14 protein-coding genes are annotated in these 16,379 nt (G+C 39.1%); 13 read left to right on the top strand and 1 reads right to left on the bottom strand.

Annotated elements, in window-relative coordinates; all coding sequences use genetic code 11:
- Positions 1–148: 148 nt before the first annotated feature.
- Positions 149–349 (bottom strand): cold-shock protein, encoded by a 201-nt coding sequence (locus POF52_RS21485; protein WP_013057405.1) that lies wholly within the window; start codon positions 347–349, stop codon positions 149–151.
- A 345-nt stretch (positions 350–694) separates the two neighbouring features.
- Between POF52_RS21485 and POF52_RS21480 the strand changes: the two genes are divergently transcribed.
- The 13 genes from POF52_RS21480 (at position 695) to POF52_RS21420 (ending at position 16,366) form a co-directional block, all read left to right on the top strand.
- Positions 695–1,573: an NAD(P)-dependent oxidoreductase gene (locus POF52_RS21480; protein WP_271994737.1), complete on the top strand. Its 879-nt coding sequence runs from the start codon at positions 695–697 to the stop codon at positions 1,571–1,573.
- Between the two features lie 23 nt (positions 1,574–1,596).
- Complete coding sequence (locus POF52_RS21475) at positions 1,597–2,391, top strand: GDSL-type esterase/lipase family protein (RefSeq protein WP_271994735.1); 795 nt, start codon at positions 1,597–1,599, stop codon at positions 2,389–2,391.
- A 13-nt stretch (positions 2,392–2,404) separates the two neighbouring features.
- A complete protein-coding gene (locus POF52_RS21470) occupies positions 2,405–3,316 on the top strand; it encodes an ABC transporter ATP-binding protein (RefSeq protein WP_271994733.1) in 912 nt (303 codons plus the stop codon).
- Entirely contained in the window at positions 3,309–4,289 is a 981-nt protein-coding gene (locus POF52_RS21465) for an ABC transporter permease (RefSeq protein WP_013057401.1), read from the top strand. Before POF52_RS21470 ends, POF52_RS21465 begins: the two co-directional genes overlap by 8 nt.
- A gap of 397 nt (positions 4,290–4,686) precedes the next feature.
- Positions 4,687–5,133, top strand: a complete 447-nt coding sequence (locus tag POF52_RS21460; RefSeq protein WP_271994729.1) for a DUF6376 family protein — start codon at positions 4,687–4,689, stop codon at positions 5,131–5,133.
- Between the two features lie 596 nt (positions 5,134–5,729).
- Positions 5,730–9,368, top strand: coding sequence for a multifunctional 2',3'-cyclic-nucleotide 2'-phosphodiesterase/3'-nucleotidase/5'-nucleotidase (locus POF52_RS21455; protein WP_271994727.1), 3,639 nt, complete (start codon positions 5,730–5,732; stop codon positions 9,366–9,368).
- A gap of 287 nt (positions 9,369–9,655) precedes the next feature.
- Entirely contained in the window at positions 9,656–10,252 is a 597-nt protein-coding gene (locus POF52_RS21450) for a TerD family protein (protein ID WP_176585350.1), read from the top strand.
- A 24-nt stretch (positions 10,253–10,276) separates the two neighbouring features.
- A complete protein-coding gene (locus POF52_RS21445; RefSeq protein WP_013057396.1) occupies positions 10,277–10,855 on the top strand; it encodes a TerD family protein in 579 nt (192 codons plus the stop codon).
- Positions 10,856–10,890: 35 nt separating this feature from the next.
- The gene (locus POF52_RS21440; protein ID WP_098621926.1) at positions 10,891–11,469 is read left to right on the top strand and encodes a TerD family protein; all 579 of its coding nucleotides are present in this window, start codon (positions 10,891–10,893) and stop codon (positions 11,467–11,469) included.
- Between the two features lie 94 nt (positions 11,470–11,563).
- Positions 11,564–13,180 carry a YceG family protein gene (locus tag POF52_RS21435; RefSeq protein ID WP_271994721.1) on the top strand — a complete coding sequence of 539 codons (1,617 nt, stop codon included), beginning with the start codon at positions 11,564–11,566 and terminating at the stop codon, positions 13,178–13,180.
- Positions 13,181–13,198: 18 nt separating this feature from the next.
- Positions 13,199–14,290, top strand: a complete 1,092-nt coding sequence (locus POF52_RS21430) for a toxic anion resistance protein (RefSeq protein WP_271994719.1) — start codon at positions 13,199–13,201, stop codon at positions 14,288–14,290.
- A gap of 274 nt (positions 14,291–14,564) precedes the next feature.
- The gene (locus POF52_RS21425; protein WP_271994717.1) at positions 14,565–15,335 is read left to right on the top strand and encodes a DeoR/GlpR family DNA-binding transcription regulator; all 771 of its coding nucleotides are present in this window, start codon (positions 14,565–14,567) and stop codon (positions 15,333–15,335) included.
- Complete coding sequence (locus POF52_RS21420; protein WP_271994716.1) at positions 15,332–16,366, top strand: oxidoreductase; 1,035 nt, start codon at positions 15,332–15,334, stop codon at positions 16,364–16,366. The genes POF52_RS21425 and POF52_RS21420 overlap by 4 nt, the downstream gene beginning before the upstream one ends.
- The last annotated feature ends 13 nt before the right edge of the window (positions 16,367–16,379 follow it).

The raw sequence follows: 16,379 nt of genomic DNA, 5'->3' as shown, positions 1-16,379 counted from the left end.
TTGTTATGATCTTGTGCTATACTAAGAGTACCATTAACTTTACTTCTGTATTTGTACCGACTGGCCCTGTTGAAAAACAGGGCTTTTTTATGTTTGTACACAAAAAAACAGATCCTTTAAAGGATCTGTTTCTGATATGTTGTGTTTCTTATGCTTTTTGAACGTTAGCAGCTTGAGGTCCGCGTTGACCTTGTTCTACGTCAAATGTTACAGCTTGACCTTCGTCTAAAGATTTGAAGCCTTCGCTTTGGATTGCTGAGAAGTGTACGAATACATCGTCTCCACCTTCGCGCTCGATGAATCCAAAACCTTTTTCTGCGTTAAACCATTTTACTTTACCTTGTTCCATAATTGTTGCCTCCTCGTGCGGACTCGCACATTGTGGTACTATTCTTGCTCAAATCTAAAGACGAAAAGTGACAATACTCATACATCCCCACCGAACAAAAATAATTCTCTTATATCTTAGCAGAAATTTCCTATGATTGCAAGCGCTTTATTTGAAAACTATCCTTGTTTTTTTGACAAGTTTTTCATAAGACACGTCTAAAAAATGTCACATTTTGAACATTTTAGAAAGGCTATTCTTTGTATTCGCTTTTACTGTAGTTATATAATAATGAAAATATGGTTTTTCTAAAGGTAGAAAACAAGTATAAATGTACATACTGAGTGCTGAAATGGAGTGGTAAAGATGAAAGTGGGTTTAATTGGTTTAGGAAATATGGGATTACCGATGGCGGAAAATATGATAAAAGCGGGTCATGAACTTGTGATTTATAACCGCACTGCTTCAAAGGCGGAAAGTCTTGTGAAAAAAGGAGCAAAGGTTGTGGAGACACCTGCTCAAGCAGCACAAGAAGCGAATCTTGTCTTTACGATTCTTTCAAATGATGAGGCTTTAGAAGAAGTAACGCTTTCAGAAGTCGGTGTACTTGCAGGCCTTCAAGAAGGTGGTATTCACGTCTCTGTGAGTACTATTAGCGTAGATTTATCGCAAAAATTAACAAGCGCACATGCTGCATCAGGACAGCATTTTGTTGCAGCGACTGTTTTAGGTCGCCCCGACGCAGCAGCAGCCGCGGCTCTCAAAGTAATAGTTGCAGGTAATAAAGAAGCAAGAGAGCACGTTTGGCCGCTGTTTGAAGCGATTGGTCAAACTATTTTTACTGTAGGAGACGAGCCTTACTTATCAAATGTAGCTAAGCTTGGCAATAATTTTTTATTAGTATCGATGTTAGAAGCTGTTTCTGAAGCAGTAGTCATGGTAGAACAGTATGGCATGCAAGCGGAGGAGTTTCTTGAAGTGGTTAATAGCTTATTTGCATCTCCTGTGTATAAAAATTACGGAAATTTAATTGCTAAAAGAGACTTTGATCCAGCCGGGTTCAAGCTGGAGCTTGGATTAAAGGATGTAAACCTGGCTATTGATGCAGCCAAAAAAGTGTCCGCTCCGCTTCCGTTAGGAGAGCTTGTTAAAGGTCATTATGAACAAGGAATCGAAAATGGCTGGGGTCATTTAGACTGGTCCGCTTTACTAAAAACAGTTGAAGCTCTAAAAAAAGATAACTAAAAAGACGAAAAGGAGTGCAGCCAGTGAAAGCGAAAGGAAAGTGGGTATGGATTGTATCCTTTATTTCGATTATTTCGTGTCTGCTGTTTGCAGCGGGACTTGGAATGTCTATTTATGATTATGTTAGCGCCTCAAAAGCTACTGTAAAAGAAATGCCAAAGCCAAAGCAAGAAACAAGCAGCAGTAACAAAAGCACCAAGAATTATGCGATTGTCGCTTTAGGTGATTCCCTGACAAGAGGAACAGGAGACGCAGCGGGAAAAGGATACGTTGGGTATTTAAAAGATAATCTTGAAGAAAAAACGAAGAAAAAAATTCTCTTAAGTAACTTTGGTATAAAAGGTCAAACGTCTTCGCAGCTGGCAAGTCAAGTAAAGCAGCAGCAGATTCAGCGGCAGATTAAATCTGCAGATACCGTGTTGATTACGATTGGCGGAAATGACTTATTTCAAGGCGGACAAACGCTGCAAAACTTAAATAAAAACAATATTCAAAAGCTAGAAAATGACTATTTAAAAAACGTAGACAGCATCTTAAAAAGTATCCGGTCGGCAAATAAAGAGGCGACGATTTTTTTGATTGGTTTATACAATCCGTTTAGTAACCTGCAAGATGCAAAAACGACAACGGCTATTGTACGAGAATGGAATTACAAAAGCAGTGAATTAAGTGCTAATTATAAGCAAACTGTTTTTGTTCCGACCTTTGATTTGTTTCAGCTAAAGGTAGATGACTACTTATATACCGATAAGTTTCATCCTAATGCAAAAGGCTACAAGCTGATTGCAGAACGTGTAGCATCGCTTATTACGTGGTAAGGGAGGGAATGATATGAGTGAAGTAACGCTTTCAGTAAAAGGACTGAAAAAAGTAATAGGAAAACGAGAAATTATCAAAAATATTGATTTTGAACTAAAAAGAGGCGAAGTGTTCGGCTTTCTAGGACCCAATGGAGCCGGTAAAACGACAACGATTCGAATGCTTGTCGGCTTGATTCGCCCGACGGCTGGTTCCATTTATATTTGTGGATACAGCGTATCGAAGCAGTTTACAAAAGCGATGGAGCATATCGGCTGTATTGTTGAAAATCCTGAGCTGTATCCATACTTAAGCGGCTGGGAAAATCTGCAGCACTTTTCACGCATGATTCCTTCTATGACGGAAGAACGCATTCATGAAGTTGTGGCATTAGTTGGCTTGCAAGAGCGTATCCACGATTTAGTTCGCACGTATTCGTTAGGTATGAGGCAGCGTTTAGGAATTGCGCAAGCGCTTCTCGGAAAACCAAAAGTACTTATTTTAGACGAGCCAACGAACGGACTAGACCCTTCTGGGATTCGGGATATGCGTAAATTTATTCGCTTTTTAGCTGAAAGTGAAGGTCTAAGCGTCTTAGTATCGAGTCATTTACTGAGCGAGATTCAGCTAATGTGTGACCGAGTAGCGATTATCGCAAAAGGAGAAGTTATTCACACAGAATCGGTGAAGACCCTGTTAACTCAGCAAGAGCGTTTACTATGGAAGCTAGATCCGCAGCCCGGAGGAATAGACGTTTTAAAACAAGTGACGGACTTTGTACAAGTGCAGGGGGAGTATGTCACGACGTTTTATGAAGAAGCTGAAGTGGGAGAGTGGAATAAACAGCTCATTCAAGCAGGAGTAACGGTAAAAGAAATGAATCGAAAGCTTCCAACTCTTGAAGATTTATTTATCGAAATGACAGGAGGCGAATCGATTGATTAGTTTGGTTCAAAATGAAATGATCAAGCTCGTTCGAAAAAAGCGCCTGTTAATCGTTACGCTTATCATGGGAGTTTTGATTTCCATGTTTACCTATGCTCAGCTTCGCGAAACGCAGCGCCTTCAAGAAAAGCTAGGAACGACCGATTGGCGCAGTACGCTGCAGCAAGAAATTATCGATACGCAAAACCGGCTGAGCGGAAGCCAAATTTCAGATGATTGGCGCAAGCAGCTTGAAATTCGCGTGGCGCAGCAGCAGTATTACTTAGATAACGATATCAATCCTTCAGAACCAGGAGCGCCAACGTTTGTGCGAGGGTTCATTGAAAACGCCATTCAGCTTTTGCTGCCTCTGATGATTATGATTATTGCAGCGGATTTAGTGTCTTCAGAGTACAGCTTGGGATCCATCAAGGTATTGTTGACGAGGCCTGTGAAACGGTGGAAAATCCTGCTTAGTAAATACATCACGCTCGTCATGTCCGTCTCGTTTTTAATTTTAATGTTTGGCGTTTTGTCGTACCTCATTTCTGGTGTTGTATTTGGATTTAAAGGCTGGACAGCCCCGATTCTTACGGGGTTTAGCGTACAGGGAAATGACTTAAATACAGCGGACGTCCATTTAATTTCGCAGTGGAGATATATTTTAATGGAGTTTGGTCTTGCTTGGTTTGTCTCACTAGTTGTTGGAACGCTTGCTTTTATGCTGTCTGTTTTAATTAAAAGTACAGCTGCGGGTATGGGTGTGATGCTTGCTTGTTTGATTGCAGGTACAATTTTAAGCAGCATGGTTTCTTCATGGCATTCAGCTAAGTATTTGTTTATGGTTAATTTAAATTTAACTTCTTATCTGCAAGGCACAGCTCCTCCGACTGAAGGAATGACATTAGGGTTTTCCTTGGGTGTTTTAACCATTTGGGGACTTGCCGGGCTGCTCGTGTCGTTTCTGGTATTTACCAAAAAAGACGTGTACTAATTCCGTATAAGTTGACGATATTCAGGAACGTGCGTTATGATTGTGTTAACAAAAAATGCTGTTTTGCTCAAAGGGGAGTAGCTCTTGCAGTAAAGTCGTCATTTCGAGATTATTATCTCCGGCTTTATTGACAATGCAAATTGTTAGCGAGACCTTTGCCAATGTTGCCATTGGTAAAGGTCTGGATACAAACACCTTTACCACATGTGGTAAAGGTGTTTTTTGTTATTTCAAAATGAGAGAGGAGCTTGAAAATGTCAAAACTATCGAGACTGTTAAAAAGCCCCGCTGTAAAAAAAGGAATAAAAAAAGCTGTCCCCATTATTATGAAAGAGTTAAAGAAACGAAAATCGAAAAGAAGATAGCAGAAAAGAAAATAAGAAAGGTTGAGTGCTAAGTGAAAAAGTGGATGCTAGTCATATCAACTGCTGTTCTTTTTATGGTCGGCGGCTGTTCTTTTTTTGAAGATACAAGCAGTACGCTGAACTACGCAAATGATGCGAAAGATTACGTGAGTGAAGCACAAAAGTTTGCTGAAGAAATACCGCCTCTAGCAGAAAAAGCTGTTAATGACGACGAGGCAATAAAGAAGCTAGAGCAAAAGCTGCAGGAAATGAAAGGGAAAGCTGAAGAATTTAATCAAACAAAAGCTCCTGACATCGCTTCTGATGTGCACGATCAGCTTGTTCAACAAAACGAAAAAATCATTAGTGGAATTGAAGCGTATGAAGCCAATATAAAGGATGGGAGCTTCAATCCAGAAGCGCTAAAAAACAGTGAATTGTTTCAATCAATTCAAGATGTATCAAGTATTATGAAACAAATTAAAGAATTAGGTCAGTAAGAAAACGCGGCTGAGAAAAAAGTATGTTAACTAAAGAACATCCGAACGATGAATCAAGATTCTTGATGGAGAATCAACTTCGTTCGGATTTTTTTATTTGCAGGTAAACGTAGGTTTGATGTAGTTATGTCTTATGACTCAACCTCGTTTCTTTGTTGTAAATGTAAAATTATATAAATATATCTATTTATTAGAAGACAAAAACCTTTTCTTTCTTTTTTATATCTACGAAATTTTGTTAGAAGCTGTGACAAACTTAATGTCTGCTTTTCATATCCTATGTATAGTACATATATACACACCCCTTGAAATAAATTTTTTTTGAATTAAAAAAGGGTGTGGGAACGTTGATGTATTAGGTAATAAGACTCATTTGAAAAGGAGGGTTCATCCAATTAATAAAAACTATAGTCCTGGGTTTTGAAGAGAGAAACTAAAAAAATTTTTTCGGTTTACAAAAAGTTAATAAAACGCATACAAATGGTTTACTAAAAAATCAAAAAATTTACATCCTTTATAAATCTTTTCTGCTATACTATTTTTGAACAGTTGCTAGATTTATAGCGATGATAACTTACTTGAAAGGTGAATGGTAGATGAAAAAGAACAAAAGTAGTAAAACGAAAAAAATCCTATCCACATCACTGGCACTTTCTCTATTATCGATGCCTCTTTTAACTACACAGGCAGGAGCGGAAGAACGTCATCCTGGACAAAGCTCACAGCAAAGCAAGCATCAAGGCCATAATAAAAAAGATGCGCTTGTGAACATACGCCTGATGGAAACAACCGATGTTCATACGAATCTATTAAACTATGATTATTTTAAAGATGCCTCTTACGAGAAAGTGGGTTTAGCTAAAACCGCTACCTTAATCAAAAACGCTCGAAAAGAAGTAAAAAACAGCTTATTAGTAGATAACGGAGACCTCATTCAAGGAACGCCTCTAGGCACGTACAAAGCTAAGATTGACCCGCTGAAAAAAGGGGAAGTTCATCCTGTATTTAAAGCAATGAATCAGCTGGATTATGATATTGCAACGCTTGGAAATCATGAGTTCAACTATGGATTAGACTTCCTAACAGAAGCGTATAACGACGCGAACTTTCCTTACATAAATGCCAATGTCTACGTTGATGATCATGACAACAACCCGAAAAACGATAAAAATAAATTTACGCCTTATAAAATTATGAATAAAAAAGTCGTCGATGAAAATGGAAAGAAACGAACCATTAAAGTTGGTTTCATTGGCTTTGTGCCGCCTCAAATTAACGATTGGGATAAAGCAAACCTTGATGGAAAAGTCATTACAAAAGGCATTGTGGAAACAGCCAACAAATATATTCCAGAAATGAAGAAAAAAGGTGCAGACGTAGTTGTTGCAATGGCTCACTCTGGATTTAGCAGCAACAAGCAAAACACGGAAGATGTCATTTATTCATTAAGTGAAGTAAAAGGCATTGACGCTATTACGTTTTCACACACGCATAAAGTCTTCCCTGCTAAAACGGAAGCTTCGCTAGACGGTTTGTTCCTCGGAGCAGATAAAAAACCTCTTCCTGGAGTTGATAATGCAAAAGGAACGATCAACGGCGTTCCGGCTGTTCAAGCAGGTTACGGCGGAGGGTCACTTGGTTTAATCGACTTAACGTTAAAAGAAGAAAAAGGAAAATGGAAAGTAGTAAGCTCTCAATCGTCCACGCGTGAAACGTATAAAGACGTAAAAGACGCGTCAGGGAAAACGGTTACGCAAAGTACGGTAGAACCGGATAAAGGCGTTGTTAAAGCAGTTCAAAAAGATCATGATGCAACGGTTAAATACGTGAACACACCAATCGGTAAAACGACCGATGATATCCACAGCTATTTTTCTCTTGTGCAAGATGATCCATCTATTCAAGTTGTGACAAACGCACAAAAAGATTACGTAGAAAAATATGTTTCTCAAAATAAGCCGGAATACAAAGACCTTCCAATTTTATCAGTTGGAGCACCTTTTAAAGCAGGAAGAAACGGCGTTGATGAATATACGGAAATTAAAAAAGGTGACTTAACGATCCGAAGCGCTGGCGACCTGTATCTATATGACAACACGTTAAAAGCGGTTAAAGTAAAAGGTTCTGTTGTAAAAGACTGGATTGATATGTCTGCGGGTAAGTTTAATCAAATTACACCGAATAAAACAGAAGAGCAGGAATTATTAAACCCAAGCTTCCCTGTTTATAATTTCGACGTAATCGATGGCGTTCAATACCAAATTGACGTCACAAAACCAGCAAAATACGATGTGAATGGAAACGTGATTCACGGAGATTCAAGCCGTGTTGTTAACTTAACGTATAACGGCAAGCCGGTTGATCCGAACCAAGAGTTTATCGTTGTGACAAATAACTACCGAGCTGGCGGAGGCGGAAACTTCCCTGGTCTAAAAGGAAGCGAGCTTGTGGTGGATTCAGCGGATGAAAACCGTCAAATTCTAATGGACTACATCACTGAGCAAAAAGAAATTACACCAACAGCTGACGATAACTGGTCCATTGCACCAATTAACGGAACGGCTAACGTGACGTTCACAAGCTCACCGCGCGGAGAAAGCTATTTAACTCAAGGAAGCAACATTACGTATACAAATAAAACGGATGACAAAGGATTCGGTATTTACAAAATCAATTTAAACGGCGAATCAAAAGATAATACAAAGGTTCAGCTTTTAGGCATGAACGACCTGCACGGTCAGCTCGATACAGATACAAAAATCAATTCAAATGGCCAAGCGCTTTTAGCTGGAAATATGAAATATACAGCAGCAGCTATTCGTAAACAAGAAGCTGAAAATCCGAATACGCTTTTAGTTCATGCTGGAGATATGATTGGCGGAAGCCCGTTAGTTTCAGCGCTGTTTCAAGATGAGCCAACTGTTGAAGTGATGGAATCACTTGGATTTGATGTAGGTACGCTTGGAAATCATGAGTTTGATGAAGGCATTGCTGAGCTTCACCGTATGATTGAAGGCGGAGACCATCCAAAAGGAACAAAAGGGTACGATGGCATGAATTTCCCGGTTGTAGCGGCAAATGCTTATGACACTTCAACTAATAAATTAATTACGGAGCCTTACGCAATAAAAGAAGTAGGCGGCAAGAAAATCGGCTTCATCGGCGTTGTCACACAAGAAACGCCAAGCATGATCGTTCGTAAAGGAAATGAAAACTTAAAAATTACGGACGAAGCAGAAGCGATTGATAAATATACAGAAGAGCTGAAAAAGCAAGGTATTAAAGCAATTGTGGTACTTGCTCATAATCCATCTAATCAAAATGGAACTTCTACAGAGTTTGATGCAGCAGATATTGCTAAAAAAGTTGACGATGAAGTTGACGTTATCTTTTCAGCTCACAATCACGTATACAACAACAAAGTAGTAGATAACAAACTAATTGTTCAAGCTTATTCATACGGCTCAGCGTTTTCTGACGTAGACGTTGAAATCGATAATACGGGTGACATCGTGAAAAAAGATGCAAAAATTGTGACCGTATACCAAAAAGACTACACGCCAGATCCTGAAGTTTCAAGCATTATGAAAAAGTACGAAGACTTAGCAGCACCTATTAAAGCAGAAGTGGTTGGGAAGTCATCTACAGATTTGGCAAAAGGCTATCCGTCTAGCGGGCTAACAGGCGATATCGCGCTTGGAAACTTAATTGCTGACGGCATGAAAGCAGAAATGAACGCTGACTTTGCTTTAATGAATGGCGGAGGCGTTCGTTCACAGCTTGATGCAGGTGACGTAACATACGGTGATTTGTTTGCGATTCAGCCGTTTGGCAACATCTTAAATAAAGTAAAGCTAAGCGGAGCAGATCTAGAAACGGTGTTAAACAATCAAATTACCTCATCCGGACTAGATTTCCATATTGCAGGCTTTAACTATAAGTGGGACAGTAGTACTAATAAAGTAGTCGATATCACGCTTCCAGATGGAAGTAAAATTGACAAAGAAAAAGAATATACAGTAGTAGTCAATAACTATATGTACGGAAACGAAAAATACGGTATTGGTGCACTTTCTTCAGATATGGAAGTGGGACCAGAAGATTTACAGGCAACGGTAAACTATATTAAAACCCTTAACAGCCCGTTTGAATACACAGCTGAAGGACGCATTCAAAACGTGGCAGCTGCTAAAACAGCTGAACAGCAAGAACCTACTTTAAAAATAGCTCAATAAGTCAAAAAAGACTGTCTCATAACTCGGATTTCCGGTTTAGAGACAGTCTTTTTTTAGTAGATTATCTTTACTTTCAAACTTTAAATCAATTAATTTACCCTATAACAGACCGCTTAATTTTTGAAACAATCACCAAATTGTGGTATTCTTTCCATGGAAAGAAGATTTACGTAAACGTTAAAAGTGGTATAAAAATTTCACTATTTTTTCATTTATCTGCGCTATGATATAGAGCTATATAGAACCTGAAATAGAATATGTTCGTTACAGTAAAGGAGTAAATAAAAGTGGCTATTAATCTACAAAAAGGTCAAAAAATTGATTTAACAAAAGGAAGAGAAGGCCTATCTTCTATTACAGTTGGATTAGGATGGGATCCTGTAAAAAAACGCAGCTTTTTTGGTTTCGGAGGAAACGGACCAAGTATCGACTGTGATGCATCTGTTCTTATGCTCAATTCAAACGATAAGCTTGTAAGTAACTCAGCCGTTGTGTATTTTGGAAATCGTCACAGTAACTGCGGGAGCGTTAAGCATTCAGGCGATAACCTTACCGGAGCAGGTGAAGGAGACGATGAACAAATTTTTGTTGATTTAAAAAAGGTTCCTGGAAACGTACATAAACTTGCGTTTGTGGTCAACATCTATCAGTGTGTTGAGCGAAACCAAGATTTCGGTATGATTAAAAATGCGTTTATTCGCGTTGTAGACAGCGCTAAAAACGAAGAGCTTGTCTACTTTAATCTATCTGAAGACTATTCAGGAGCAACCGCTCTATTTGCAGGTGAAATTTACCGAGACGGGAATGAATGGAAGTTTTCAGCAACTGGAGATGCAACGAGAGATACTGGATTGGGAGAAATTGCAAATAAATATACAAAATAAACAACTTGAAAAGAGGGAAACGAAATGGCTATTAATCTTTCAAAAGGACAAAAAGTAGATTTAACAAAAACGAATCCAGGATTAACAAACGTAGTAGTAGGTCTTGGATGGGATGTAAATAAGTATGACGGTGGAAACGATTTTGATTTAGATTCATCTGTCTTTTTATTAAACGGAGCGGGAAAATGCGCTTCAGAATCTGATTTTATTTTTTACAACAATACGACGGGTGCAAACGGAGCGGTTGAGCATACTGGAGATAACCGTACAGGCGTAGGTGAAGGAGACGATGAGCAGGTTCAAGTAGATTTGAAAAATGTGCCTCAATCTATTGAACGTATCGCGTTCACCATTACGATTCATGAAGCGGAAGCGCGCGGTCAAAACTTTGGCCAAGTAAGCAATGCCTACGTTCGTATTTTAAATGCAACAAATGACGAAGAGTTAATTCGCTATGATTTAGGTGAAGACTTCTCGATCGAAACAGCGGTCGTGGTAGGCGAGCTGTATCGACACGGTGGAGAATGGAAGTTCAATGCTATTGGCAGCGGCTATCAAGGCGGCTTAGCGGCACTTGTAAACGACTTTGGTTTAAACGCCTAATCATTAAAGTAAGAAAATGTACGGAGGATGTTTTTATGTCAATTTCTTTATCAAAAGGTCAGCGTATTGACCTAACCAAAACGAACCCAGGCTTAACAAAAGTAATAGTAGGTCTTGGGTGGGATACAAATAAATATGCTGGGTCTCAGGACTTCGATTTAGATGCATGTGCATTTTTAGCCAATAAATCAAGTCAGGTTTTAAATGACGAGGAGTTTGTTTTTTACAACAATTTAAAAAGTCCCAATGGCGCTGTGGAGCATACCGGTGACAACCGTACGGGTGCAGGAGATGGAGACGATGAGCAAATAGCCGTTGATTTTTCTCTTCTTCCTGACCACGTTGAAAAAATCGGAATTAGCGTCACCATTCACGACGCAGATGCTCGAGGACAAAACTTTGGACAAGTATCCAACGCGTTTGTTCGTCTCATTGACGCCGAAACAAATGAAGAAGTGCTTCGTTATGATTTAGGCGAAGATTTTTCAATCGAAACAGCTGTTGTGGTGTGTGAGCTATACAAGCACGGAAACGACTGGAAATTTAATGCCATTGGCAGCGGTTTTTCTGGCGGATTGGCCGATCTTTGCCGCAACTACGGGTTATCCGTATAAAAAAGGCATGCGATAAATGAAAAAGAAAGGGTGCTTTAACGAGTACCCTTTCTTTTTAGCATGTATATGTCTGAAAAGAAAGGAGCTGTAAGGTGTGAGTAAATTAATTGATCCTCATATGATTAATCTTAACGAGCAGGATGGAACTTCTCTTTTTTCTAAAGATGTTTCTCTGCGAGGTGACTTTATACAAAATGAGCAGCAAACTACCTATAAACAAGTGGCAGGCAGATATTTAGGCACTCATCTTGATGCGGACGAGTACGCAGCTTTTCTTTATGAACTTGCACATTCATCACCATCAATTATTGTCTTGCAAGATAAGCTTGATAAGTCCATTTCTAATGATAGATTAAAAGAAGTACAAACGATCCTTAAAATTAATCAAGAAGAGCGCGGCCTTTCTGTCAATCGGCTATTTGCTTTTTTAGAAGGAAAAAAGCTGATCGTGAAGTCAGAAAATCCCGCTATACATAGAAGAGTACGCGAAAAATTTATTGAAACCTTAACGTGTTTTAAAGAACAACATGCAGAGGGCTTTATGGACGGACATTTTCAACGTGTATTAATCGATTTAATAAAGTGGCAGTGGAATCATGTAAAACCTTGGATGGTCGATAAAGCATTTCCTGAGCACGCGCCTCGCATCATGTGGTATGGAGATGCGAATAAAAGCGAGCAGTATTTTCTCTATTATTTAATTTTACTAGGTTTTGACGTCCTTACCTTTCATCCAGAGGGAAAGGATAATTTAAAAGAAGTAGATAAGAACCAACATTTAACAACGGTTTATACGTTTCCTTCTACTAGCTCACTTTTTCCTTTTCCAATGGATAAACCGGTTCGAAAAGGTACGGTAGCATTTCGAGCTTCTCAAGAAATTGAGCAAGTGCTTCATTCAGAGGAGTCCATGCTGTATAAACCGTGGCAATTTCGTTCGTATTTTCCAACTGCAGTTACTCTTAAAACGACTTATGATGAGATTTTTTTATTAATGAGAGAACGGGCGTTTATTCGTCCTAATTTTGAAGTGTCAAAGCCATATGTACACGTGCCGGTTCTGTTTTCAAAAGTGCTTGGCATTTCTAAAAACCGAAAAGAGTACTGGAGTAAAGTGCATGAGCTCATGCAAACAGAAAATGAGTTAGCTCTGACTGTTGATTCTGTTCCTTTTGTCAAAAAAATAGAAGGAAATAATCACTTTCACTACCAAGGCGCTCTCGGAAGTGATGGGACGCTCAGTCCTGATAAAATGATTGAAAGCAACTGGTGGCGCTATAAAGAACTGCCTATCGGGCTTCAGCAAGGGCTAGCTGCAGCCATTTCCAGATACTGTGCACATTCAAAGCTCCTTCGGTTGGATCATGAAGATGCGTATCAGCATCAAATGTATTTGTTTAATCAGTCTTTGAAGCTTCCGAACAACTTGCTTCGCATGCTTCAAAAATTTGATTATACGCAGCACGTCCCTCGGCTCATTATTTATCACGGAAATGAACATGAAACGTTTACGCGTGAAGATGCAGCTTTACTGCTTCTGTTAAATGAATTTGGCGTTGATATTGTTCTTTTTAATCCGACCGGTCAAATAGATATAGAAGCGTTTGTCGAAGAAAAATATTTCGATATACATTGGCTAGAAGATATTAGCTTTAATGAAGAATTCAAAGAGCCGTCGCTCATTCAAAAATGGTTAAAACGAATCTTTTAAAGAAAGAAGGGTTTTTAAATGGCAACAAACGAATTACAGCCTTTAGATGTAAACGAAGCCGAAGAAGTTTTAGAAACAAAGCCTAATGAAGTAAAAGCAAAACTGCGAGATGAGCCGGAAGTACGTCGCTTAGCAGAACAAATTGATTATAAAAATCAGTTGGCTCTACTTGAGTATGGGAAAGAAACAGCCAATGAAATTTCCTCGTTTTCCGGAAAAGTGCTTAGTACAATTAAATCGTCTAGCATGGAAGAGTCAAGTCAATTATTAAAGCAGCTTGGAAAGATTATGGACAAATTCGATGCAAAGGATTTTGTTGAAGATAAAGGGTTTTTCTCTAAGCTTTTTAAACGCGGTCAAAAAATAGTAGACAAGCTGTTTCAAAAATATGAAACAATGGGCTCTGAAATTGATAAAGTATATGTAGAGATTACAAAATATGAAATTGAAATGAAGCATTCAACCACGACGCTTGAACAGCTTTACGAGCAAAACTATCAGTATTATATGGAGCTTGAAAAATACATTGTAGCGGGCGAAGTAAAAGTAGAAGAGTTAAAACAAGAGCTAAAGGTGCTTGAAGAAAGAGCGTCGAGTGGAAATCAGCTGGCGGCAATGGAGCTTCAAACCTTAAAAAATGCGGTTGAGCTGATGGAGCAGCGATTATATGATTTAGAAATGGCAAAACAAGTATCTTATCAATCCGCTCCTCAAATCCGTATGCTGCAGCGAGGAAATACAAAGCTGATCGGCAAAATCAATTCTGCGTTTATTACAACGATTCCTATTTTTAAAAATGGACTTATTAACGCAATCGCAGCAAAACGTCAAAATTTAGTAGCGGAGTCTATGAACGAATTAGACAAACGCACAAATGAGCTGCTCATTCGCAATGCAGAAAACATTTCACAGCAAAGCGTTAAAATTGCCAAAATGTCCGGTGCCCCTAGCGTAAAAGTAGAAACGATGGAGCAAACGTGGAATATTATTATGAAAGGAATGCAGGAAACAAAAGCAATCGAAGAAGAAAACAAACGCCTTCGTGAAGAAGGACTTGTTCGCTTAGCGCAATTTCAAGAAAACTTCAAGGCGCTTGAACATAAGATGTAACGAAAAAGCGGGAATCTTTACGATTCCTGCTTTTTTTGCATATACGTTTGCTAGAAGTCTGATCTATAAGAGATTAGTGAAAAGCGTGAAAGGGTATCAGATATAAAAGAAGTATTATCCAAAATAAGATAGTTATTTCCAAAAGACGTTCGTGTACTTTTATAATTTAATTTAAAAACGAAAAAAACTTAATTATTTTAAGTTTTTTACTGGTTTTTAACTTTTCTTTGCGCTACAATTAGTTCATATCAAAGTAAAAAAGGAGGGTATTCGGGTGTATCAAGAGCAGCGCATGAGTGCGATTATTGAATACCTTCACACACACCGCACGATTACATTAGACGAAATTTGCGATATGTTCACCGTTTCAAAAGATACGGCGAGGCGTGATTTAGTCAAGCTTGAAGAACACGGTGAGGTTATGAGAGTCAAAGGCGGAGCGACGCTATCGTCAAGTCATATCATCGATTACAGTGAGCGAACGCCTACCAAAGCGAAAGAACAAATTGCTAAAGAAGCAGCTGCGTTAATGTCGGAGGGGTATGACGTGCTTTTAGATACGTCTTCGACCATCGCGCTGATGGCAAAGTATATGGATGTAAAGCATGTAACCGTTATTACAAATTCCATTGATAATGTGGATTTGCTCGATCAATATACAGCGTGTGATACGTTTTTGCTGCCGGGCAAGTTTAACGGGAAAAACCGTAACGTCACCGGGCCAAGAACGATTTCTACGTTGCAGGAATACAAAGTAGATCAGCTGTTTTTAGGTACGTGCGGCGTTGGTGCAGATGGTATTACATCTCCAAGTGAAGAAGAAGCGTTTTTAAAAAGACAAATGATTCAATGCGCAAGACAAGTGATTATGCTTGCGGATCATACGAAGTTTGAACGTGAATTTTTACATCGAGTATGTGATATGAGCGACATTGATATCCTAATTACAAATAAAGCGCCAGAAGCGGATGTAAAAGAAAAAATAGAGCAAAATCAAGTGCAGCTTATGGTAACAGATTTTGATAAAGGAGAGGAAAAACGATGAAAAAAATAAAAGTAGGATTAGTAGGATACGGATTTTCAGCAACAGTGTTTCACACGCCGCTTTTAAGCGTGTTAGACGAATTTCATATTTCAAAAGTAATGAGTTCAAATCCTGAAAAGGTGAAGAGTGACTTAGAAGACGTTGAAGTAGTGAGTACTTTATCTGAACTTCTAGAAGATGACAGCGTTGATTTAGTTATTATTACAACGCCTAGCGGCATGCACTATGAAATGGTGAAAGACGCACTACGCGCAGGTAAGCATGTAATTGTTGAAAAGCCGATGGTCGTATCGGAAAAAGAAGCAAATGAATTAATTCAATTAGCAAAAGAACAAGGTGTTCAACTAAGCGTCTATCATAACCGCAGATGGGATAATGATTATTTGACGGTAAAGCAGCTGATTGAAGAAGGAAAGATAGGCGACGTTAAAATGTATGAAGCTCATTTTGACCGCTATCGTCCAGCTGTTCGAGACCGCTGGAGAGAGAATGAAGGACCTGGTTCAGGAGCGCTTTACGATTTAGGATCTCATTTAATTGACCAAGCTTTACATCTTTTTGGAATGCCTGACTTTGTTCAAGCTGATGTGTTTGGGCAGCGAGATCATGCATGCACGGATGATTACTTCCACGTAGTGCTTGGATACGGTTCTCTTCGCGTTATTTTGCATTCAAGTGCTATTGTGCCAAGCAACGGGCCGCGCTTTCAAGTTCACGGAACAAAAGCAAGCTATATCAAATACGGCATTGACGGCCAAGAAGATATGCTAAGAGCCGGCAAGAAGCCTGTGGACGATACGTGGGGAGCCGACAGCCCTGAACACTATGGGAAGCTGACAACTGGCGAAGGCGAAACGAAAGAAATTCAAACGCTGCATGGTTCTTATGTGACGTATTATCAAAAAATAGCGGACAGCTTGCTTCGAGGAGAAGAGCTTCCGGTTTCAGCAGAAGAAGCTCGTGACGTGGTTAAAGTTATTGAAGCGGCATTTGAAAGCAGCAAAGAAAAACGAGCGGTTTATTTTAACTAAGGAGCGAGAAACA

The sequence above is a fragment of the Priestia sp. AB genome, assembly GCF_028369225.1.
Lineage (GTDB): Bacteria > Bacillota > Bacilli > Bacillales > Bacillaceae_H > Priestia > Priestia megaterium.
This window is presented reverse-complemented; position numbering and strand designations above follow the sequence as displayed.

Coding starts and splice junctions, on each gene's coding strand:
- POF52_RS21470 (WP_271994733.1), top strand. CDS start 2,405: ATGAGTGAAGTAACGCTTTCAGTAAAAGGACTGAAAAAAGTAATAGGA.
- POF52_RS21455 (WP_271994727.1), top strand. CDS start 5,730: ATGAAAAAGAACAAAAGTAGTAAAACGAAAAAAATCCTATCCACATCA.
- POF52_RS21440 (WP_098621926.1), top strand. CDS start 10,891: ATGTCAATTTCTTTATCAAAAGGTCAGCGTATTGACCTAACCAAAACG.
- POF52_RS21430 (WP_271994719.1), top strand. CDS start 13,199: ATGGCAACAAACGAATTACAGCCTTTAGATGTAAACGAAGCCGAAGAA.
- POF52_RS21485 (WP_013057405.1), bottom strand. CDS start 349: ATGGAACAAGGTAAAGTAAAATGGTTTAACGCAGAAAAAGGTTTTGGA.
- POF52_RS21445 (WP_013057396.1), top strand. CDS start 10,277: ATGGCTATTAATCTTTCAAAAGGACAAAAAGTAGATTTAACAAAAACG.
- POF52_RS21420 (WP_271994716.1), top strand. CDS start 15,332: ATGAAAAAAATAAAAGTAGGATTAGTAGGATACGGATTTTCAGCAACA.
- POF52_RS21480 (WP_271994737.1), top strand. CDS start 695: ATGAAAGTGGGTTTAATTGGTTTAGGAAATATGGGATTACCGATGGCG.